Origin of the sequence: Streptomyces sp. NPDC097640 (genome assembly GCF_040302705.1) — a bacterium.
Taxonomy (GTDB): Bacteria; Actinomycetota; Actinomycetes; order Streptomycetales; family Streptomycetaceae; genus Streptomyces.
Genome location: NZ_JBEOSB010000021.1, coordinates 47790 through 68485, shown reverse-complemented (window position 1 = coordinate 68485; position 20696 = coordinate 47790). Strand labels below are relative to the sequence as shown.

16 protein-coding genes are annotated in these 20696 nt (G+C 71.9%); 8 read left to right on the top strand and 8 right to left on the bottom strand.

Annotation, left to right across the window (positions count from 1 at the left end; genetic code table 11):
• Positions 1 to 2 precede the first annotated feature (2 nt).
• Complete coding sequence (locus ABTY62_RS29695) at positions 3 to 1055, bottom strand: PHP domain-containing protein (RefSeq protein WP_352132491.1); 1053 nt, start codon at positions 1053 to 1055, stop codon at positions 3 to 5.
• 177 nt (positions 1056 to 1232) lie between these two features.
• Between ABTY62_RS29695 and ABTY62_RS29690 the strand changes: the two genes are divergently transcribed.
• Both ABTY62_RS29690 and ABTY62_RS29685 read left to right on the top strand, forming a co-directional pair.
• A complete protein-coding gene (locus tag ABTY62_RS29690) occupies positions 1233 to 1910 on the top strand; it encodes a GntR family transcriptional regulator (RefSeq protein ID WP_352132490.1) in 678 nt (225 codons plus the stop codon).
• A gap of 390 nt (positions 1911 to 2300) precedes the next feature.
• The gene (locus ABTY62_RS29685) at positions 2301 to 2501 is read left to right on the top strand and encodes an FCD domain-containing protein (RefSeq protein ID WP_352132489.1); all 201 of its coding nucleotides are present in this window, start codon (positions 2301 to 2303) and stop codon (positions 2499 to 2501) included.
• Between the two features lie 34 nt (positions 2502 to 2535).
• Here ABTY62_RS29685 and ABTY62_RS29680 read toward each other — a convergent pair whose 3' ends face one another.
• Positions 2536 to 4014 carry an FGGY-family carbohydrate kinase gene (locus tag ABTY62_RS29680; RefSeq protein ID WP_352132488.1) on the bottom strand — a complete coding sequence of 493 codons (1479 nt, stop codon included), beginning with the start codon at positions 4012 to 4014 and terminating at the stop codon, positions 2536 to 2538.
• A gap of 89 nt (positions 4015 to 4103) precedes the next feature.
• Positions 4104 to 5189, bottom strand: coding sequence for a DUF5937 family protein (locus ABTY62_RS29675; protein WP_352132487.1), 1086 nt, complete (start codon positions 5187 to 5189; stop codon positions 4104 to 4106).
• A gap of 99 nt (positions 5190 to 5288) precedes the next feature.
• On the opposite strand from ABTY62_RS29675, the gene ABTY62_RS29670 reads away from it, so the two are divergent.
• Together ABTY62_RS29670 and ABTY62_RS29665 are read left to right on the top strand one after the other, a co-directional pair.
• Complete coding sequence (locus ABTY62_RS29670) at positions 5289 to 6536, top strand: MFS transporter (RefSeq protein WP_352132486.1); 1248 nt, start codon at positions 5289 to 5291, stop codon at positions 6534 to 6536.
• Between the two features lie 219 nt (positions 6537 to 6755).
• Positions 6756 to 7580 (top strand): SigB/SigF/SigG family RNA polymerase sigma factor, encoded by an 825-nt coding sequence (locus ABTY62_RS29665; RefSeq protein ID WP_352132485.1) that lies wholly within the window; start codon positions 6756 to 6758, stop codon positions 7578 to 7580.
• 374 nt (positions 7581 to 7954) lie between these two features.
• Here ABTY62_RS29665 and ABTY62_RS29660 read toward each other — a convergent pair whose 3' ends face one another.
• Both ABTY62_RS29660 and ABTY62_RS29655 read right to left on the bottom strand, forming a co-directional pair.
• On the bottom strand, positions 7955 to 10723 hold the full coding sequence (locus tag ABTY62_RS29660) for a glycoside hydrolase family 2 protein (protein WP_352132484.1): 2769 nt from the start codon (positions 10721 to 10723) through the stop codon (positions 7955 to 7957).
• 167 nt (positions 10724 to 10890) lie between these two features.
• Positions 10891 to 12045, bottom strand: a complete 1155-nt coding sequence (locus tag ABTY62_RS29655; RefSeq protein ID WP_352132483.1) for a baeRF2 domain-containing protein — start codon at positions 12043 to 12045, stop codon at positions 10891 to 10893.
• Positions 12046 to 12204: 159 nt separating this feature from the next.
• On the opposite strand from ABTY62_RS29655, the gene polX reads away from it, so the two are divergent.
• Positions 12205 to 13932, top strand: a complete 1728-nt coding sequence (gene polX / locus ABTY62_RS29650) for a DNA polymerase/3'-5' exonuclease PolX (protein ID WP_352132482.1) — start codon at positions 12205 to 12207, stop codon at positions 13930 to 13932.
• A gap of 119 nt (positions 13933 to 14051) precedes the next feature.
• Positions 14052 to 14723, top strand: coding sequence for a uracil-DNA glycosylase (locus tag ABTY62_RS29645; RefSeq protein WP_502997541.1), 672 nt, complete (start codon positions 14052 to 14054; stop codon positions 14721 to 14723).
• 142 nt (positions 14724 to 14865) lie between these two features.
• Here ABTY62_RS29645 and ABTY62_RS29640 read toward each other — a convergent pair whose 3' ends face one another.
• Positions 14866 to 16554, bottom strand: a complete 1689-nt coding sequence (locus ABTY62_RS29640) for a S1 family peptidase (RefSeq protein ID WP_502997547.1) — start codon at positions 16552 to 16554, stop codon at positions 14866 to 14868.
• Positions 16555 to 16731: 177 nt separating this feature from the next.
• On the bottom strand, positions 16732 to 17085 hold the full coding sequence (locus ABTY62_RS29635) for an L-rhamnose mutarotase (RefSeq protein WP_352132480.1): 354 nt from the start codon (positions 17083 to 17085) through the stop codon (positions 16732 to 16734).
• 128 nt (positions 17086 to 17213) lie between these two features.
• Between ABTY62_RS29635 and ABTY62_RS29630 the strand changes: the two genes are divergently transcribed.
• Together ABTY62_RS29630 and gap are read left to right on the top strand one after the other, a co-directional pair.
• Positions 17214 to 18242, top strand: coding sequence for a TauD/TfdA family dioxygenase (locus tag ABTY62_RS29630; protein ID WP_352132479.1), 1029 nt, complete (start codon positions 17214 to 17216; stop codon positions 18240 to 18242).
• Positions 18243 to 18393: 151 nt separating this feature from the next.
• Positions 18394 to 19401 carry a type I glyceraldehyde-3-phosphate dehydrogenase gene (gap, locus tag ABTY62_RS29625; protein ID WP_352132478.1) on the top strand — a complete coding sequence of 336 codons (1008 nt, stop codon included), beginning with the start codon at positions 18394 to 18396 and terminating at the stop codon, positions 19399 to 19401.
• A gap of 76 nt (positions 19402 to 19477) precedes the next feature.
• Here the strand turns inward: gap and ABTY62_RS29620 are convergent, their stop codons facing one another.
• Entirely contained in the window at positions 19478 to 20659 is a 1182-nt protein-coding gene (locus ABTY62_RS29620; protein WP_352132477.1) for an LLM class flavin-dependent oxidoreductase, read from the bottom strand.
• Between the last annotated feature and the right edge of the window lie 37 nt (positions 20660 to 20696).

The following is a 20696-nucleotide window of genomic DNA, read 5'->3' as shown; positions in this document are numbered from 1 at the left end:
TTTCAGCGGCGGGGGGCCCGGCGGGTGCGGGTCCAGGTCAGCAGCCGACGGGCGGTCCAGGTGTTGACGACCCGCTCCGGGGAGACGCCGCACTCCTCGGCCCGGGCGCAGCCATGGATCTGCCAGTCGAGCTGGCCCGGGGCGTGCGCGTCGGTGTCGATCGAGAAGAGGACGCCCGCCTCGACGGCCCGGCGCAGCAGCCGGCGCGGCGGGTCAAGGCGCTCCGGACGGCAGTTGATCTCCACGGCCGTGCCCGAGGCGGCGCAGGCGCCGAACACCTCGTCGGCGTCGAAGCGCGACTCCGGGCGGCGCCCGTCGAGCAGCCGCCCGGTGCAGTGCCCCAACACATCGACCAGGGGATTGCCGACGGCCGCGACCATCCGGCGGGTCATGGGGCGGGGGTCCATCCGCAGCTTGGAGTGGACCGAGGCCACCACGACGTCCAGCCGGTCCAGCAGCTCCGGCTCCTGGTCCAGGGAGCCGTCGAGGAGGATGTCGACCTCGATGCCGGTGAGCAGCCGGAAGGGTGCGAGCCGCCCGTTCAGCTCCGCGATCACCTCCAGCTGTTCGCGCAGCCGGTCCGCGGACAGGCCGCGGGCCACGGTCAGCCGGGGCGAGTGGTCGGTGAGCACGGCCCACTCGTGGCCGAGGCGGGCCGCGGTGCGGGCCATCAGCTCGATCGGCGAGCCCCCGTCCGACCAGTCGGAATGCAGATGGCAGTCGCCGCGCAGGGCGGCGCGCAGCGCGGCCCCGGGCCGCTCGTCCGGCCGGCCGGCCCCCGCTGCTCCCGCTGCCCCCGCTTCGTCGACCGCCTCCAGCTTCGCCAGATAGCCGGGCACCCCTCCGGCCAGCGCCTCCCGGATCACCTGGGAGGTCGTGGGGCCGATCCCCTTCAGTGACTCCAGCGTGCCCGCGGCCGCCCGCCGCGCCACGTCCTCGGCGGGCAGCCGGCCCAGCAGCTCGGCGGCCGTACGGAAGGCGCGTACGCGATAGGTCGGGGCCTGGTCGCGCTCGAGGAGGAACGCGATCCGGTCCAGCGCCTCCACGGGATCCATGGCCTGCCCTGCCTTTCCGACGGCTGCCGGCCCCCTCTCCAGGGTCGCGTGTCGCTCCTTCCCGCGCCTGCGCGCGTCCGCCGGCGCCTATGGCGAGAGCGGTGCCGCCGGTCCGCGATAATGACCGTCCGTCAACCGTTGACCGGACAGGCAGGGAGCGAACGAGAGGTGCCCTACGTGGACAACCTTGCGATCAAGCGGGAGGACTCTCTGGGCGAGCGCGTCGCCCATGAGCTGCGGGTCCAGGTCATCAGCGGCCGGCTGCGGCCCGGTACCCACCTGGTGGAGGGCCAGCTGGCCGAGCGCTTCGACGTCAGCCGCGGCCCGGTGCGGGACGCGCTGCGCCGGCTCGAGGCGGAGGGGCTGGTCGCCTCCCAGCGGCGCGGGGTCTATGTCACCGGCCTGGACGCCGAGGACGTCGAGGAGCTGTACACCCTGCGCGAGTCCCTGGAGAGCCTGGCCCTGACCCTGGCCATGAACAAGGCCCGGGACGCCGACTGGGCCCGCTCCCAGGCCTGTGTGGAACGTATGCGGCAGGCCGCCGGCCGGGCCGACGCCCGGCTGTTCGCCGAGGCCGACCTGGACTTCCACTCGCGGTTCTACGAGCTGTCCGGGCACCGGCGGCTGATCGCGGTATGGGAGCAGTACCGGCCGACGTTCGCGGTGGTCCTCGACATCACCAACGCCCAGGACGTCGATCTGCACTCCCCGGCCGAGAACCACGCCGCGCTGCTGGACGCCGCCCGCCGCGGCGACCGAGAGGCGGCCCTCGCCGCCCTGCGCGCGCATCTGGGCGACGCCCGCGACCAGCTGCGCTCCGCACTGCGCGACGACAGGTCCCGGGCGGAGGGCTGAGGCACCCCGCCGGGCCCGCCACCGCGACCGGGCGGCTGCTGGGGCTTCGTGGCCTGGGCGGGCGGCCGTGCTGGCCTCGGATCACCACGACCGCCTGGGTCCGGCTGACCGGCACCTTCAGCGTCTGGACGGAGATCGCGCCGCCGTAGACGTTGAGGAAGTTCTGCGCGAGCGCGGACAGAGTGATCGCGATGAGCGCGGGGACGGCGAACGGCCCGGCCAGCTCGTGCAGCGCGGTGATGGAGTCCGTGCTGGTTGCGCTGCCGCCCACCAGCACGCCCAGGATGCCGAGCCAGCAGATGGTGACGAAGTTGCCGAGCCCGGTGTACCAGGCGGTGCGCTTCACCACCTGCGACGAGTCGGGCAGAGGAGGCGCGCTACCGCACCCTGATGAACCAGCTGGCCTACGCCCGCCTGGTGCGCACCTCGCTGTCGCGGCCGGGGCGGCTCACCGAGTCGGACAGCGAGCACCACCGTGTGCTCAGCCTGATCCTGGCCAAGGACGGCGACGGCGCGGAGCGCGTGATGCGCGAGCACGTACGGCTGAGCCACCAGGCGCTGATGGCCGGCATGGACGAGCGGCAGAGCTGAACCGCGGCCGCTCGGCCCCACGGCCGCTCGGGCGCTACGGCGTCGAGGCGGCCAGGGCGTGGCTGATGCGGCGGGTCGCGTCGTAGAGCTCCCGGTACAGGGGGTACCGGCCGTCGTAGACCGCGCGCCAGGCCTCGTCCGGTTCGACGGTCGCGATGATCGGGTTCCAGCCGCCGGTGTCGGCGCCGAGGGCCCGGGCCGCGAGAGCCGCGTCGCCGAGGCAGGCGCCGATCGTCTCGGCCGGGATCTGCTGCGGCAGGCCGATCGCGGCAGAGACGATGGCCGTCCACAGGCTCCGGGCGCCGCCGCCCACCGCGACCAGGCGGTCGATACGGGCCCCGGCGTCGGCGAACGCCTCGAGGTTGTGGCGCACTCCGAACGCGGTGGCCTCGAGCGCCGCCCGGTACAGCTCCGCGCGCCCGTGGCCCAGCGTCAGCCCGATGACGGTGCCGCGCGCCCGCGGGTCGAACAGCGGGGTGCGCTCCCCGGCGAAGTACGGCAGCATCAGCAGCCCCCGTGAGCCGGGCGGCACCCGCTCGGCCTCGGCCAGCAGCGTGGCGAAGTCCGAGCCGGTGAGCTCCCGCAGCCAGTCGGTGAGGCTGCCGGAGGTGGCCATGCCCGCCGCGAGGCAGTAGCTGGCCGGGCGCACTCCGGTGGTGCCCCACAGCGCGGGGTGGCGCATCGGCCGCTCGCCCATGACGGTGAGGAACATGGTCGAGCCGTACATCACCATGGTGTCGCCTGGAGCCAGCGCGTCGACGCTCGCGGCCTCCGCCCAGGCGTCGATGGTGCCCGCGGTCACCGGCACCCCCTCGGGCAGCCCGGTCTCCGCGGCGGCGGCCGCGTGCACGGCACCCACCACCTCGCCGGGCCAGGCCAGCGCGGGGAGTTCGAGGCCGGGGGCGACCCGCTGGGCCCAGGTGTCGCTCCAGCGCCGGGCGTCGAGGTCGTACAGCGGATCGCACTGGCTGGCCGAGTGGTGGTCCAGCACATACTCCCCCGTCAGCCGGTGCACCAGATGGCTGGAGGCCATGAAGAACCGGCGGGTCGCCCGCCACACGTCCGGCTCATGGCGGGCGAGCCAGCGCAGCTTCGGGCCGACCGCCTGGCTGGTGAGCGGGGAGCCGCCGCGCGCCAGGATCTCCTCCGAGCCCAGTTCGGCCGTCAGTTCGGCGATCTCGTCGGTGGCGCGGGTGTCGACCCCGTACAGGATCGCGGGGCGCAGCGGCCGGCCGGCCGCGTCGGCGGGCAGCAGACACGGGCCGATGCCGGAGACCCCGACCGCGGCCACCGCCCTCGCGGCCACGCCGTCGGCGCCGAGGAGCTCCCGGACGAGGGAGGTGAAGTCGGCCCACCACACGGTCTCGGCGTCGTGTTCGAACCAGCCGGGGCGGGGGGTGGCGGTGCGGTGCGGGCGCGTGGCGCGGGCGAGCACCCGGCCGTCGGCGCTCACGGCCACGCCTTTGGAGGATCCGGTGCCGATGTCGACACCGAGGAACACCGGTTGGCTCATCGCGGGTACCCGCCGCGTTCGATGCCCATCATGCGCTCGTCGGCCTCCTCGTCACAGGTACACGGTAGCCGCCGCCCCGGGACGGCCGCTCAGCGCAGTACGGCCGCCAGCAGGTCGGCGCCCAGCGCCGTCAGATCGGGCAGATTGAGGGAGTAGCGGACGTAACGACCCTGCCGCCGGGCGGTGAGCAGGCCCGCGCGGCGCAGGGCAGCGAGGTGGCGGGACACCTCCGGGGGTGAGAGCTCCCAGGCGTGGGCCAGCTCGCGGGTGGTGTGCGGGCCTCGGGCCAGGGTGCGCAGCAGCCGCAGCCGTACCGGATGTGCGAGTGCCTGCAGCCGGAGTGTGACCGTTTCCAGCGATACCGGCTCTGAAGGGCTCGGGTCGGCCACGGGGTACTGCACCACCGGCTGCCACCCGGGCGTGTGGACAGCCACCAGGTGCGGGCTGCCGAAGACACTGGGGATGAAGGTGACCCCGGTGCCATGGGCGGCGGTCGCCTTGTCCTGGAGCTTGTCCACGATGATGCAGTCGCCGTCCGGCGCCAGGGTGACCGCGCCGGAGACCGATGCGAGCGCCGCCCCGATGCCCTGACGCTTGAGCAGGTCGTTCTTCAGCCGCAGGTCGGTGGCGAGCCGCACGGCGACGCCCGTCCAGGCGGCATCGAAGAAGGCCTCGGCGCACTGTTCGAGGGTGTGGCGCAATCGCGCCCGCACCACGGCCGGGTCCGCGAGCAGCCGTTCCGCGAAGGCCTCTTGCCGCGCACCGCGGGCCTGGGCCAGATCCAGCGCCCGCTCGCGCGCGGTCACGTCCGCGAGCGGCGACCGCCTGGCGAAGTGGACCCGGTTGCTGCCGCACGTGGTGACGAGCGCGGCGGTCACATACGTCTCGTCGTCGAGCCGGTCCACGTCGTCCAACTCCTCGACGAGGGTCAACCGAGGCCGGCCGGGGATCAGAAAGTCGGCTTGTGAGGAACGCCAGAGGAACTCCGCTTCCCGCAGCCGCTCGGCCAACTCCGGCCGCAGCCCGGCCCAGACGTCCCCGGCCCAGCCGGCGAGCTGCGGATGATGCCCGGGTTCGGCCAGCACATGCAGCATCGCGGTCAGCTCGGCCAGCGGCGAGGCGGCGAACCGCAGCCGCTCGGACGGCGGACCGCTGATGTCGATGCGAAGCGTCATCCACTCATCATCCCTGGCCAGATGGTCGACGACGGCGCCGGTTGGCAGTATCCGTCAATCGGCGTGCCCCGCGCGGTGGCCGGACGCAGCTTGGGCGCCATGGCAACCACCACCAAGATCAGGCCCCGTGCCCTCGTCCGGGCCTCGGGAGGCCCCCGCTATGCCGTCGCCCTGGCCGTGGACGCGCTCGGCACCGGTCTGCTGCGGCCCTTTCTGCTGCTGTACGGAGTGACGGTGCTGAGTCTGTCCGCGCCCGTCACCGGCGCTGCCATGACGGTGGGCATCGTCGCGGGTCTGGTGTGCGTGCCCGCGCTGGGCCGATGGCTGGACCGGGGCGCGCGGAGCGCGGCCGTGGCGGCGTCGATGCTGGTGCGGGTGGTGGGCGTGGCCCTGTTGCTGGCAGCCCCGGCGGGGCATGTCTCGCTGTTCGTGGCGGCCGCGCTCTTCCTCGGCATCGGCAACCAGGCATGGCCGGCCGCCCACGCCGCCCTCGTGGCCACGGTCGCCCACGGCCGGGAACGCGACGCGGCCCTCGCGGCCGGCCGTGCCCTGCGCAACGCCGGCATGGGCGTCGGCGCACTCGTCGCCACCGCCTGCCTGGCGGGCGGCACCACCGCGTTGCGGGCGCTGGCAGCCGTCACCGGGCTCACCTACCTGGTCGCGGCGGCCCTGGTGTGGTCGGTCCATGTGCACGCGCATACGGCCGCCGGCTCCACCGAGGACAGGGGCAGGGGCGACGAGCCCGCGCCCCGGACCCGCACGCTGCTGATCGCCAACGTGGTCTACGTCTTCTGCCTCAACGTCCCCGAAATCGCGCTTCCGCTGGTCCTGGTGACACAGTTGCACGCGTCCCCGGTGTGGTCGGCCGTCATCTTCGTGGCCAACACGGTGCTGGTGGTCATCCTCCAGGTTCCGGTCACCGTCATGATGGCCCGGATCTCCCAGCGGACCGTGCTCGCCCTGGCCGGCGTGGTGCTCAGCGCGTCCTACCTCGGCTTCCTCGCGGCCACCTCGCTGGGGCACGGCTGGGGCGCCCCGGCCGTCGCCGCGGTGTCCGTGGTCTGCACCCTCGGGGAGATCGTCTACGCGGGCAGCGCCACGGCACTCGTGACCCGTCTCGCCCCGGCCCATGTCCTGGGACGGGCCCTCGCCCGCTTCCAGCTCTCCACGGGGTTCGGCCTCGCCGTCTCCCCGGCGGTCATCACCACTCTCGCGGCCCGCGGCCCGGCTGCCCTCTGGGGCGGTCTGGCCGCGGCGACGCTCGTCTCCGCCTCCGCCGTTGCCACCGAGAAGGATCAGGGAGCGCCGTTCAGCGGTTACCGACGCAAGGCGCGAGCAGGCTCGTGAACTCTTGGCAGTCGTCTCCGGCGCCCGGCGGCAGGAGAGCCGGGCGGAGGCGGTTTACCGCCCGGCGGCCCGGGAAGGCGAAACCCGTGCTTCGGACCGGAGGCACGCCCCGCGGGAGCAGTGTGTCCGCTCAGGGTACGGCCCGGTCCCGGGCCTCCTCCCGCGACACGGCGTCCTCCGCCCCTGGAACCGTCAGCCGAACCGCAGGAGGTGTGTCCCATGACGACCGCTGTGCAGCACAAGGCCCGCCCGTCGGCCCACCCCCACGACGATGCCCCCGACACCTCTGCCGAATTCGCGAGAATCGCCGAACTCCCGGACGGGCCGGAGCGGGAGGCCCTGCGTCAGCGGGTGGTGGAGGCCTGGATGCCGATGGCCGAGCGGCTGGCCGGCCAGTACCGCAACCGCGGCGAGGCGCTGGAGGACCTGCGCCAGGTGGCCGCCCTGGGCCTGGTGAAGGCCGTCAACCGCTTCGACCCGGGGCGCGGCTCGGCCTTCGAGAGCTTCGCGGTGCCGACCGTCGTCGGCGAGATCAAGCGCCACTTCCGCGACCACCTGTGGGGGCTGCACGTCCCGCGCCGGGTCCAGGAGTTGCGCAACCAGGTGCGGGCCGCCCATCGCGAGCTGTGCCACTCGCTGGACGACCACGCGCCCGACGTCCGGGAGATCGCCGAGCGCACCGGCCTCTGCGAACAGGACGTACGCACCGGAGTGGAGGCCCTGGACAGCTTCACCCCGCTCTCGCTGGACGCGCCGCTGACCGGTGCCGACGACGGCTACGCCCTGCTGGACACCCTCGGCGAGCGGGAGCCCGCCTATGACCGGGTGGTGGACCGGGAGGCCGTGCGGCCCGGGCTGGTCCGGCTCCCCGAGCGGGAGCGGCGGATCCTCTACCTGCGCTTCTTCTGCGACATGACGCAACGGCACATCGCAGAGCAGCTGGGCATCTCCCAGATGCATGTCTCCCGGCTGCTCAGCCGCACCTGCTCCCGCCTGTGCGAGCAGGCCATGGCCGAAGCGGGCCCGGTGGGGGGCGCGCGCTGAGACCGGGGATCCCGGCGCCCGGCCCCGACCGGGCGTCAGGATCCCATCGGCGTACCGCTAGTGGGACTGCACCCACCAGGTCATCAGGCCGATGACCGCCGTACCGCACGCATACGAGGCACCGCGCACGAAATTCGCCGCCGCGAGCCGGCCGTAGTGGCGCCACCGTCCGGTGGAGCGACTGGGCGTCGGGGGACGATCCTGCGTAGACAGCATGTGGAGCCCCTTTCGTGAGCGTACGGACACCAGCGGGTCCACGCTGGGAGCCCGTCGGCGCCGGGCGTCGCCGGGCCGCTGACGCGGGCTCCTTTGCGCTGTCCATAGCATACAAGATTGTGATCTTGTGAAATCCGCAGGACCCGCCGGAAATTCGCTCAACTCATACGCTTCGCCGCCACCGTCCGGGTCGCGGTGTTCCAGCCCGAGACCCGGACGGACGGCGAGGAGCCGCCCAGGTCGGCCGCGCGGTAGGTGGCGGTGAGCGTCGTGGACTCCCCCGGCCACAGGCTCACCTGATTGTCCGACCAGCGCACAGGCAGGACGAGCGCGCCCGCGCCGGTCACCAGGTGGGCGTCCACCATCAGGGCCGGGGTCCGGCCGCTGGAGGTGTTGCGCAGGGTCACGGTGGTGGTTGCGGTCCCGTCGGGCCCGGTGGTGGTGGCCGCGGTGGCGGACACCGGGGCCTGGTCCATCCGACTGAGCCCGGTGAGGTCGGCGTAGGAGGTGGTCGGGGTGTAGTACCAGTCGGTGTTGTCCCAGTCGAGCACGTCCGGCTCGGTGGACAGCCAGTAGACGTTGCGGCTGACCTCGTTGCCCGCGCCGTCGGTGAGGACGAGCTTGGCCAGGTAGGTGCCCGACACTCCGCTGACGTCGGCGGGCACGGTCAGCGCGGTGGCCTTGCCCCCGTCGGGCGGGGCGGTGACACCGGTGGCGGTCTTGTCGTACTTGGGCGCGCCCTTGGTGTCGTAGAGGCTCAGCCGCGCGGTGAGTCCGGTGGCCGCCTCGTGCCGGTTGTTGACCACGACCACCTCCCGCGAGTCGTACGAGTACTCGATGTGCAGCGGTTCGTTCGCCTTCTTGGCCCCGAAGTAGGCCCCGCCCTGGTCGAGGTAGCGGTCGAAGAGCTGCCAGTGCAGGGAGGTCCAGCCGCTGTTCAGCATCCAGTAGACGACGCCCGTGGCCGGCTTGGAGGTGTCGGAGAAGTTCCGGCCGTACGCCTCGTACTGGGCGCGCACCGCCTCGTACTGCGCGAGCTGCGCCTTGCGCACATAGTCCTCGAGGCCGGTCGGCGGGCCGTAGCGGCCGTTGAGTGCGTTGCCGAAGAGCTTCAGGTCGCCGAAGGTGCTCGACGGCGAGCGGTGGTACTGCTTGGCCTTCGGGTCCTTCCACAGCGTTTCCAGCTCGCTCGGGGACATCATCCGCCGGAGCGTGTCGAGGGTCGGGATGTCGGGCCCGGCGCTGGTCTCGGAGTTGAAGCCGGTCGCACCGCCCTCGCGCTTGGCGTACCAGTAGTTCGGGGGCACCCAGTCGTAGGGGCCGGTCATCTTCATCCCGGACTTGCCGAGGACCGGGGAGGACTTCGCGGAGGCGGCGGGGATCACCGGGTTGGGCCAGTCCGCGGCCTTCAGGGCGTCGAGGTAGTTCTTCTCGATGGTCGCGTCGGGGGCGAAGTCGCTGCCGATGAGGAAGGAGATGACGCTGGGGTGGTCACGCAGCCGCGCGGCCTCGGCGGCCATGGAGTCCTTGGCCACCGCATAGTCGGCCGCGGTCCACTTGTCGCCCGTCTCATCCCCGTTGACCTGGCCCTCCCACTTGTCGCAGCACTCCCAGCCGGGGAGGGTGAGGATGCCGTACCGGTCGGTGAGGTCGAAGAACTCGTCCGGTTCGATGTGGCCTTCGAGGCGGATGGTGTTCAGGCCGAGGTCGAGGGCGTACTTCAGCCGGTCCTCGACATAGCGGGCGTCCCAGCGCAGGAACACGTCCGGGGACCAGCCGCCCGCCTTGATCAGCAGCGGGCGGCCGTTGACGGAGTAGCGGCGGGCGCCGTCGGCGTTCAGCGGGGCCTTGACGTCCCGGATGCCGAAGGTCTGGTGGGCGGTGTCGGAGGCGGTGCCCGAGACGGTGGCGGTCAGGTCGAGGTCGTACAGCGGCTGGCCGCCCATCCCGGCCGGCCACCACACCCGGGGCCGGTCCAGGCGCAGTTGCGGATAGGCGGAAGGGGTGAAGGCGACGGTCTTCTTCTCGTGTGCGGCCAGCGCCACGGTCTGGCTGAAGGACACCGGGCCGACGGTCCCGGAGACGGTGGCGGTGACGGGCGCGCCGGAGTCGTTGCGGGCCTCGGCCCTGACGGTCAGTTCGGCGGAGGACAGCGAGGGGACGGCCAGCCCGGTGGTCACATGCGCCCCGCGCAGGGCCACCGGGCCGCCGCGGCGCACCAGGACATCGCGGACCAGCCCCATGTTCTCGTCGGGCGGGGGCTGCAACCAGTCGATCCAGCCCATGGTGAGGTTCTTGCGCGGGTCGTTGGGCTCCACCTTGAAGGCCACCGTGTTGGTGCCGGCCGTGACCAGGTCGGTGATGTCCAGTTCATGGCGGGTGTACGCGCCGGCGACCTGGTCCCTGGTGGCGATCCGCTCGCCGTTGACGTACACGTCGGCGGCGGAGACGACCCCGCTGAAGTCCAGGTAGGTGCGGGAGCCGGGGTCGGTGACGGTGAAGTCGGAGCGGTACCACCAGGGGACGGCGAAGTCGGCGGCCGGGATTTTCTTGAGGTTGGTCGAGTAGAACGGATCCGGGTACGCGCCCTTGGCCAGCAGGCCCGCGAGCACCGTCGACCGGGGCGCCATGGCGTACCAGCCGGTGGCGGGGTAGCCGGGCGTCGAGACGGCGGCGGGGCTGTCGCTGACCTTCGCCGAGGACTGCACGGCGAACCCGGCCAGGGCGGTGGCCGTGCCGGCGGCATCCCCCACGCGGGTGACCGGCGGCGGGGCCTGGCCGACGGCCGTCGGCGTACGGGGCGGCGGGGCGGCCCCGGCCGGGAGGGAGAGCGCCAGGAGCAGACCGCCGGCGGCGAACGCGGTGGTCAGGACGGGGCGCACGCGGGCTGTCGCCCGCCGCCGGGGTGGTGCCGGGCGGAGGAACACGGAGGTCTCCCTGAGAGGCCGGGCGTTGGTTAGGCAACTTTCCTAACAGTCTTTGGACGCTAGAGACGTGAATGCGACATGTCAACACCCGACTCCGCCGCGTGGCGGGAGCAATCCGTACGGCGGAACCGCGCCGATGAGACAGGGCCTGTGGCCGGGGAGCGCGCTCAGGCGTGCCAGCGCAGGACCGCGCCGAGGCCCCCCGCCGGGCCGGCCATGCCCTCGGGCACCAGCAGCACCTCGGTGTCCGCCGCCGCGGCCGCGCGCACCAGCGCGTCGTCCGCGCGCGCCGGCTCGGGCGCCGCGACACCCAGCGCGCGGGCCTGGGCGCGCTGCACCGCCACCTGGTCGACGCCGGGGCCGACCCACACCTCGCGGCGGGCGTCCGCCCCCGTCTGCCCCAGCAGCAGGGTCGCCGCCTGATGGCTGCGTACCGCCTCCACCACCGCAGGCATCCCCTCCGCGGCCCCACCGGGCGCCGAACCGTCGTGGGCGCCACCCGCCCCCGGCTCGCCCGGGCGGCCCCGCGCGGCGCGGAACAGGTCGAGGACGTCCTCCAGGTGGGAGCGGACGTACTCCTCGCGGACCCGGTCGATCTCCGCTTCGAGCTGCGCCCGGGAGCCGCCCGCGGCCCTGCCGCCGTGCTGCGCCTCCACCGTGCGGGCGCGCAGCGGCTCGGGCAGCCGGTCGTGCACGGCCCTGCGCTCGCGCGGATCGCCGGCCAGGACCAGCAGCCGCGCATCGCTGTCCGGCCACCGCCGCGCGAGCTCGTCGGCGACCAGATCGGCGGTCTGGTCCCAGGTGTTCTCGACCCGGTTGCGGTAGTGCCACTCGTAGCGGTCGGCGGGTACGGAGCGGTGTCCGCGGGTCGGCGGCGGGCTGCCGCTCGCCCGGCCGACGGGGCGGGGCCCGGCGTCGTCGAGCAGTTCGAGGTCGGCTCCGGAGCGGTCGACACGGGCCACCAGACACGGGGGACTCTCGCCGCGCAGGGACGCCAGCGGCGCGACCCGGGGAAGCGTCGACCAGGAGGTGGCCACATCGGGCGGCGATGCGGCCAGCGGAAGGTCGAGGACCACCTCCCCGCCCTCCGCGAACAGCGCCCGCCCGGCCGACGGCCTGGCCATCCGCTCGCCGGCCAGCCGCTCGACCAGCGCCTCGCGGGTCGGGGCGTCGGCGCCCTGCCGGGCGAGCTGGTCGCACACGAACCGCTCCCGCAGCCTGCGCCGCCTGGGCGCGTCCTCGGTCGCGCGCGAGGTGTCCAGATAGACACAGGCCCAGGGACCCGGGCGCTCGAACAGCGGCTTCAGGAATCCAACATCCATGATCTCCCCCATCCCGGGGAAACGCGCGAGAGCCGGGGCGCACCCGGGGGAATCCGGGGCCCCGCCCCGTTCCTGACCCCAGGATCCCTCCACCGGTCCACGAGCGCCAGGCACGCCCGGCCGCGCCATCGACGGCGTGTCCCGCCTAGACTTGACGGCGTGACTCGCTCCAACGAGGAGGTCGAGGCGCTGCTCCGCGAGTACGCGGACCTCCTTCTGATCACCGGCGGGGACGCGTTCAAGGCGCGCGCCTACGAGAAGGCCGCCCGCGCGATCGGCGGCTTCCCCCGCGATGTCTCCGAGCTCGACGCGAAGGGCCTGCGCGAGATCCCCGGGGTGGGCAGGTCGATCGCCGACAAGGTCGTGGAGTATCTGCGCACCGGCAGCGTGCCGGCCGTCGACGAGGCGCGCGCCGCGATCCCGGCGGGGGTGCGGCAGCTGACCGCCATCCCGGCGCTCGGGCCGAGGAAGGCCATGGTGCTGTACGAGGAGTTGCACATCGCGTCGATCGACGAGCTCTCCGACGCGATCCGCGGACACAAGCTGCGCGATCTGAAGGGCTTCGGCCCGAAGACGGAGGAGAACATCCTCCACGGCATCGCCCTCATGCAGGCAGCCGGAGACCGGGTGCCGCTGAACGTGGCCATGGGCGTGGCCGATGAGATCGTGGCCGAGCTGTCGCGGGTGACCGGCTGTGAGGGCTGCGAGTACGCGGGGTCGCTGCGGCGGATGAAGGAGACCGTCGGCGACATCGACATCCTGGTCGCGGCCGACGAATCGGTCCCGTTCATGGAGGCGTTCGCCCACCTGCCGTACACCGCCGAGGTCATCGCGAGCGGGGAGAAGAAGACCTCGATCCGCACCACCAAGGGGCTCCAGGTCGATCTGCGGGTGCTGCCCCTCGACTCCTGGGGTGCGGGGCTCGTGTACTTCACCGGGTCCAAGGCGCACAACATCCGGATCCGCGCGATCGCGATGCGCCACGGCCTCAAGCTCTCCGAGTACGGCCTGTTCGACACCAAGAGCGGGGAGAGAGTCGCCTCCCGCAGTGAGGAGGACGTGTACGCCAGGCTCGGCATGGACTGGATCCCGCCGACGCTGCGCGAGGACCGCGGCGAGGTCGAGGCCGCCTTGAACGGGTGGCTGCCCGAGCTGGTGACGGAATCCGATCTGCGCGGCGATCTGCACACCCACACCAACCTCACCGACGGCCTCGAACCGCTGGAGGAGATGATCGCGGCGGCGCGGCGGCGCGGATACGCGTACTACGCCGTCACCGACCACGCCCCGAAGCTGTATATGCAGCAGATGACCGACGAGAAGATCCTGGACCAGCGCGAGCGAATCCGGGACCTGGACCGGGGGCGGCGCGGGATGCGGCTGCTGCACGGCGTGGAGCTCAACATCGACGTCCAGGGGGACGTGGACTGGCCCGACGAGTTCCTCAAGGGCTTCGACCTGTGCGTGGCGTCGGTGCACACGCAGTTCGGCCTGGCGCGGGACGAGATGACCCGGCGGCTCCTGCGGGCCTGCGAGAACCCGAACGTCAACATCATCGGCCATCCGACCACCCGGCTGATCGGGAAGCGGCCGGGCATCGACGCCGATCTGGACGCGGTGTTCGCCGCGTGTGCCCGTACCGGCACGGCGCTGGAGATCAACGCGCACCCCGACCGGCTGGACCTGTCGGACGAGAACATCCTGCGGGCCAAGGAACACGGCGCGAAGTTCGCGGTCGACAGTGACGCGCACTCCACCCTCGACATCGCCGCCCTGCGCTACGGGGTGGGGACGGCGCAGCGCGGCTGGCTGACCGCCGACGACGTGATCAACACATGGCCGCTGGCCCGGCTGCGGCGATTTCTGCGCAAGGAGGGACACAGCTGAGCACCTCCGAACGCGCTGAACGCCCTGAACGCTCTGAACGCCGCGCGCGACCCGAGCACCCCGAACACCCCGCTCATCAGGCGCCCGGGGTCGGCACGCTGCGCGAGCTGGACGAGCGGGTGAGCGGCTGCCGCGCCTGCCCGCGCCTGGTGGGGTGGCGCGAGGAGGCCGCCCGTATCAAGCGCCCGGCCTACCGCGAGTGGGACTACTGGGCCCGCCCGGTGCCGGGGTTCGGACCGGACGACGCCGCGCTGGCCATCGTCGGTCTGGCCCCCGCCGCGCACGGCGGCAACCGCACCGGCCGGATGTTCACCGGCGACCGCTCCGGGGACTTCCTGTACGCGGCGCTGTACGCCGTCGGCCTGGCCAATCAGCCGACGGCGACCCATCGGGGCGACGGCCTGGAACTGCGCGGCGTCCGGGTCACCGCGCCCGTGCACTGCGCCCCGCCGGCCAACCGGCCCACGGTCTCGGAGCGCGACACCTGCCGCCCTTGGCTGGTGCGCGAACTGGGGCTGCTGCGACCGACGTTGCGCTCGGTGGTGGTGCTGGGGGCGTTCGGCTGGCAGGCGGCGCTGCCCGCGTTCGCCGCGGCCGGCTGGGAGGTGCCCCGCCCGCGCCCGGCGTTCGCACACGGCGCCCGCGTCACACTGCGGGATGTGGAGGCGGGGGCGCCGCTGCGGGTGTTCGGCTGCTACCACGTCAGTCAGCAGAACACCTTCACCGGGCGGCTGACCCCGGCGATGCTGCGGGAGGTGCTCCGCTCGGCGGCGGAGGCGGCCGGGCTGTGACCCGCGCCGACGACGACGGGCCGCCGGCGCTGAGGCGCCGGCGGCCCGGTGGGGGGTGGTACGAGGTCCCAGGCACTGGGGCAGGTGGGCGCCCGGGACCCCGGTCAGGGGGTGGCAGGACGTGTCCTGCCCGGATCAGCCGTTACGTGTGGTTCGCGGCGTTGCCGTCTCCGGCCGCGCCGTTGTCGCCATTGCCGACCGCGCCGTTGTCACCGTTACCGGCGGCGCCGTTGTCACCGTTACCGGCCGCGCCACCTTCGTCCGCGCCGCCCTCGGCTCCCTGGCCGACGCCGTCACCGGCACCCGCGCCATCACCCTGGCCGGCACCATCTCCGGCGCCCTGGCCCGCATCTCCCTGGCCCGCGCCATCGCCCTGGCCGGCGCCGTCACCCTGGCCCGCGCCGTCACCGGCACCGTCGCCCTGGCCCGCGCCGCCGCCACCGTTGTCGCCGCCGATGACGGCGCCCGTGGCCTGGAGCGCGGTGCTCACCGGCTGGAAGAACGTCTCGCCGCCCTGCGTGCAGTCGCCGCTGCCGCCGGAGGTCAGGCCCACGGCCGCGTCCTCGGCGAACATGGCGCCACCGCTGTCACCGGGCTCGGCGCACACATCGGTCTGGATCAGGCCGTTGACGATGTCGCCGTTGCCGTAGTTCACGGTGGCGTTCAGGCCGGTGACGGTGCCGTCACTGAGGCCCGTGGTGCTGCCGGAGCGCTGCACCGGCAGCCCGACGCTCGCCTCGGCGACCCGGGTGATCTCCTGGGTGGTGCCGTCCTGGAGGTCCACCGTGCTGGGCGCCTGGGTGTTCGGGTCGTCGTACGTCACCAGGGCGAAGTCGCTCACCGGGAACTGGGACTCGGCGGTGGTGCCCACCTGCTGGGCGCCCGCCTGGTCGGTGGCCCAGGTCTCCGCGATGTTGCCGCAGTGGCCCGCGGTGAGGAAGGCGGGCGCGCCGTCGACCGTGACATTGAAGCCCAGCGAGCAGCGGGCGCCGCCGCCGAAGATGGCGTCGCCGCCGTCCAGGGCACCGGCCTGCTCACCGGCGCCGCCCGCGCCGTCGCCGCCGCCCTGGCCGTCACCGGCACCCTGGCCATCGCCCGCGCCCTGGCCGTCACCAGCACCCTGACCGGCGCCGTCGTCGGCACCGCCCTGGCCGGCTCCCTGGCCCGCGCCGTCGTCCGCACCGCCTTGTCCGGCGCCCTGACCGGCACCGTCATCTGCGCCTTGGCCTTGGCCTTCGCCCGTGCCCTGGCCCTGGCCCGCGCCTCCGTTGGCGCCGGGTTGCTTCTCGTCGGTCCCGTCGAACTTCTTGAACTCGCCATTGGTGCGCTGGACGGTGGCCGTGCCCGCCAGGCCGTCCACGGCCTTGGTCAGCGTGGCCCACTTCGTACCCGTGACAGTTCTGTCGGCGGTGACCCGGACCTTGTTGGTCTTCGGGTCGATCGACCAGGCCGTGCCGGGGATCGACGCGTTGTCGCTCAGCGTCTTGGTGGTGGCCTTGAGCTCCGCCATGCTGTTCTCGACGATCTTGGCCACGGCGCCCTGGGCCCGGACGTCGTTCGCCGCGTCCTCGTTCAGGACGTTCATCACCAGCTGCTTGGAGTCGCCCTGGTAGTACCACCCTGCCGCGTTGGTGCCCAGGTCAGAAGCGAGGCCCGTCGCGAGCTTCACAGCAGCCTGCGGCGAAAACGTCTTGGACTCGGCCGACTTGTCCGGGCTCGCGTTGGCGTTCGGAAGCAGAATGACCGCTCCCGCGAGGGCGGCCGCGGCGGCGCCGGCTATGACGACGGTCCGCTTGTTCACACGTCGGTGGCTCAACTCACTGACCTCCAGTAGGGGTGCGCCGGGGGGGTGCGCGAGGAGTGTTCGTGGTTTCCTCTGCGTCCCTGCGCGGTGGTCACCCGGTCATACGGAGGTAGTGGTTCAGGGTTTTCAGGGCCACTCAAGGTGTGATGAAAACCGGGCGCGAGGCGCCCGGGATGAGTATGCTCCGCCGGTTCGGCCCCTCCCTCACTCCTTCGCCGTGGCCGCCGCCTGCTCGCTCAGCTCCCACACCTGCCCGAGCGCCATGTCGGCCGAGGGCCCGGCCGGGGTGCCGCCCGTGGTCTCGAAGTGGTCGACGTAGTCGCCGATGAAGGCCTGCCACCGGTGGTTGACCGGATCCTGGTCGAGCGCGGCCATCGCGGCGGCGAAGTCCGCGCAGTCCACGAGGTGGAACAGATGGCGTCCGCTGCGCCAGATCTGCCAGTTGGTGATGCCCGCCCGGCCCAGCGCCTCCAGCAGATCCGCCGGAACCGTGGCGTGCACCTCTTCGTATCCGGCTTCCTGGCCCTCCTTGAGGACCGAGTGCAGTGCGACGCGCATGGCTTTCCCTCTCTCCTTGTCACATGTGCCGAAAGAGACCGGCAACTCACAGTGCTGACCGTGTGGATGGTATCGGCATGGGTATATCTCCTCGAACCTGTCCGAGCTCAAGGGGACGAAGGAAGATCATGAATGCAGCCGAGAACACTGGTGCGGACCTCCGGTCGGCGCCCACATTCATAGACCTCGTCATTCCGGAGAGGGTGAAGGAATCTCTCGTGAAGCAACTCGCAGGCCTGGGCGACCCGGCACAGGACATGGATCGGGCGACGGCTCTCTGCCATCAGATATTCGCGACCTTACCGATTGATCTCCTACAGGCCATCCTGGATTTCGGCAGGCATGCGGACACCCCTGGCGTGGCGCGAGTGGGCAACCTCCCCGTCGAACCCGGGCTTCCCGATACCCCCGACGATGGTGGGCCGTGCCGAACGAAAAGCACATACCTTTCGGAAGGAGTTCTCCTCGGGCTCAGCGGGATGCTGGGAGAGCCCGTCGGGTTCACCACCGAGAAGAACGGCCAGCTGATTCACGATGTCATTCCGGTCGCGGACGGAGCTACGACGCAGACGAATCGCAGTTCGACTGTTTTTCTCAACTTCCACAACGACATCGTCTACGACGAGGTCGGATCATACAATGTGAGCAACCCGGACTTCCTTGTCCTCAACTGCCTTCGCGCAGACCACGAGGGTGTTGCCGGGACCTACTACGCGGACGCCCGGGATGTCTGCCAGGCCCTGGACGCCTCCTCGCTCAAGCTGCTCACGGAGCCTCTCTTCAGGCTCAACGCCCCCGGGGGTTATGCGCGGCTGGTCGGCAAGAGCGAAACGCTCTCCGCCCCCGTGCCCATCATCAGCGGGCCCGCATGGTGCCCTGAAATCGCCTCCTCCGCCAATGGAGTTCATGCCCTTTCCCCTGAGGCCGAAGTGGCGCTGCGGCGGCTTCAGCCCGCCTGCCGAGAAGTCGCACACGAAGTCTTCCTGCGCCCCGGCCAGGCGCTGCTCATCAATAACCGAAAGGGCTTGCATGCCCGTTCCGAGTTCGAGCCGCGATACGACGGCCGCGATCGCTGGTTGCAGCGCACGTACATTCGCAGGAATCACTGGAGTATCCGCGACCGTGTTGTCTCCCGGACGCGGAGGCTGCATTCCTGATCAAAGCTTCCGCTGAAACTGCCGCCGGAACTGCCGGTCCCGACCCGGCCGCGCGCGTAGAGTCGCGTCCGTATGTGTGCATCCGAAAGGGACCGCGCCATGGCGCCGTTCCCGTTTCGTGGTCCGGTATTTGAGGAAAGGTCTTCCGCGGATGACAGTGCGTGTGGGCATCAATGGGTTTGGACGCATCGGCCGCAACTATCTGCGTGCGGTGCTCGCCCAGGGCGCCGATGTGGAAGTGGTGGGCGTCAACGACCTCGCCGACACCGCGACACTGGCCCATCTCTTCGCGTACGACAGCACGTTGGGCCGCTTCGGGGAGAAGGTGCGCGCGGTCGACGGCGCCATCCTTGTCGGGGAGAGGCGGATCGCCGTCTCGGCCGAACGCGACCCGGCGGCTCTCCCCTGGACGGAACTCGGCGTCGACGTCGTCATCGAATCGACCGGTGTGTTCACGGACGCCACCCGCGCCCGCGCCCACATCGCGGCAGGGGCCAAGAAGGTCATCATCTCCGCCCCGGCGAAGAACGAGGATCTGACCCTGGCCTATGGCATCAACCATGACCAGTACGACGCCGAGCGTCACACCATCGTCTCGACCGCGTCCTGCACCACCAACTGCCTCGCCCCCATGGCCAAGGTCCTGCACGACGCCATCGGCATCGAATACGGCTTGATGACCACGGTCCACGCCTACACCTCGGACCAGAATCTGCTGGACGGACCGCATCGCGATCTGCGCCGCGCCCGCCACGCCGCCACGAACACCGTGCCCACCAGCACGGGGGCCGCCAAGGCCATCGGCCTGGTCCTCCCGGCGCTCGCAGGCAAACTGGACGGCTACGCGATGCGCGTCCCGATCCCCACCGGCTCCGCCACCGACCTCTCCGTGACCCTCAGCCGCGAGGTGACCGCGGAGGAGATCAATGGGCTGTTCGCCAAGGCCGCGGAGGGTCCGTTCGCCGGCATCCTGCGCTACACCGAGGACCCCATCGTCTCCAGCGACATCGTCACCGATCCCGCCTCCTGCATCTTCGACGCCGGTCTGACCAAGGTGATCGGCGGTCGGCACGCGAAGGTCGTCGGCTGGTACGACAACGAGTGGGGCTTCTCCAACCGCCTGGTCGACACCACCGTGCTGATCGGCGGCTCTCTCTGAGCACACGGGCACGGCCCACCGGGCCGGGCCTCGATGCGGCCGGCGGGCCACGCGTGGCGTGGCCCGCCCATGCCGGTCAGTTCCGCGATTCGGTGCTCGTGGCCATCGCCTTGGTGCGGGCCGCGTTGAACCGCTCCTGGAAGGTGGCCGCCTGTGACGCGACCCAGGACTGCGACTCCTGAAGGCCCTTGGTGGAGCCCTTGAACCGGGGGGCCACATATCGAGCGAACAGCTCGAAGCTCCTGCGGGTGCGCTCGGGGCTCGCCCAATCCGTCACCGAGTTGAGCAGACAGCCGAAGCCTCCCGTGAGGTCACGGAGCTTGTGGATCGCGGCCACGCAGTCCTCGACGCCACCGGCGATGATCCCCCCGGCCTCGACGGTCGCCTCGAACGCCTTGCGCGCCCCGACCTCGCTGCGCCCCATGGGCATGCCGTGCGTGCCCGCCCAGTATTCGTTGCGCTGCCGCAGCCATCCGGCGTAGATGTCCTCCAGCGCCTGCTCACGGGTCTCGGCCACATGGACGGGCAGGGTCAGCCGCCATGTCGACCGGTCCGCCGTATGCCCCGCTTCGGCGGCGGCGACCTCCAAGTGCCCCCACTGCTCGGCCAGTTTCTCCATGCCCAGGCTGTGGCCGGCGCGCACCATCCCCCACGGCGGGGCCGCGTGCGACATCGCGTTCACCCCGAGGCGGCCGGCGAGCCGCATACCGAAGGGCGACGACGCGCTGCTGACGGTGATCTCGAAGCCGCCCGGCTCGAAGGAACGGTGCTGGATGCGGGCGTCCTGGAGCCGGAACCAGTCCGTCTCGCGCGTCACCACATCGCCCCGCAGCAGCTCGACGATGGTCTCCAAGGACTCCTGGGTCCGGCGGCGCGCCTCGGAGGGATCGACGCACAACATGTGCATGTCCGAGGCGAGCGAACCGGCGCCCACACCGAGGATGAACCGGCCCCGGGTCAGATGGTCGAGCTGTACCGCGCGCGCCGCCGCCATGTACGGATGGTGGTACGGCAGCGCCATGACGCCGGTCGCCAGTTTGATCCGCCGGGTCCGCTCGGCCGCGGCGGCCAGGAAGATTTCCGGGGAGCCGATGGTGGCCCAGCCGTTGGAGTGGTGTTCCCCGACCCACAGCTCGTCATAGTTGAGCTCATCGGCCAGCTCCGCGTAGCCGAGATCGCGGCGCATCAGCAGATTGGGGTCTTCACCGATCGGGTGCAGTGGCGACATGAAGAGGCCGAAGCGCATGAAGTCGTTCATGTGGTCCTTCTGGGATCTGGAGGATGGAGTCGGGGCC

Excerpts from the sequence above, each read along its gene's own strand:
- ABTY62_RS29695 (WP_352132491.1), bottom strand. The coding sequence starts at position 1,055 with ATGGATCCCGTGGAGGCGCTGGACCGGATCGCGTTCCTCCTCGAGCGC.
- ABTY62_RS29685 (WP_352132489.1), top strand. The coding sequence starts at position 2,301 with ATGAACCAGCTGGCCTACGCCCGCCTGGTGCGCACCTCGCTGTCGCGG.
- ABTY62_RS29680 (WP_352132488.1), bottom strand. The coding sequence starts at position 4,014 with ATGAGCCAACCGGTGTTCCTCGGTGTCGACATCGGCACCGGATCCTCC.
- ABTY62_RS29675 (WP_352132487.1), bottom strand. The coding sequence starts at position 5,189 with ATGACGCTTCGCATCGACATCAGCGGTCCGCCGTCCGAGCGGCTGCGG.
- ABTY62_RS29670 (WP_352132486.1), top strand. The coding sequence starts at position 5,289 with ATGGCAACCACCACCAAGATCAGGCCCCGTGCCCTCGTCCGGGCCTCG.
- ABTY62_RS29665 (WP_352132485.1), top strand. The coding sequence starts at position 6,756 with ATGACGACCGCTGTGCAGCACAAGGCCCGCCCGTCGGCCCACCCCCAC.
- ABTY62_RS29655 (WP_352132483.1), bottom strand. The coding sequence starts at position 12,045 with ATGGATGTTGGATTCCTGAAGCCGCTGTTCGAGCGCCCGGGTCCCTGG.
- ABTY62_RS29635 (WP_352132480.1), bottom strand. The coding sequence starts at position 17,085 with ATGCGCGTCGCACTGCACTCGGTCCTCAAGGAGGGCCAGGAAGCCGGA.
- ABTY62_RS29630 (WP_352132479.1), top strand. The coding sequence starts at position 17,214 with ATGAATGCAGCCGAGAACACTGGTGCGGACCTCCGGTCGGCGCCCACA.
- gap (WP_352132478.1), top strand. The coding sequence starts at position 18,394 with ATGACAGTGCGTGTGGGCATCAATGGGTTTGGACGCATCGGCCGCAAC.
- ABTY62_RS29620 (WP_352132477.1), bottom strand. The coding sequence starts at position 20,659 with ATGAACGACTTCATGCGCTTCGGCCTCTTCATGTCGCCACTGCACCCG.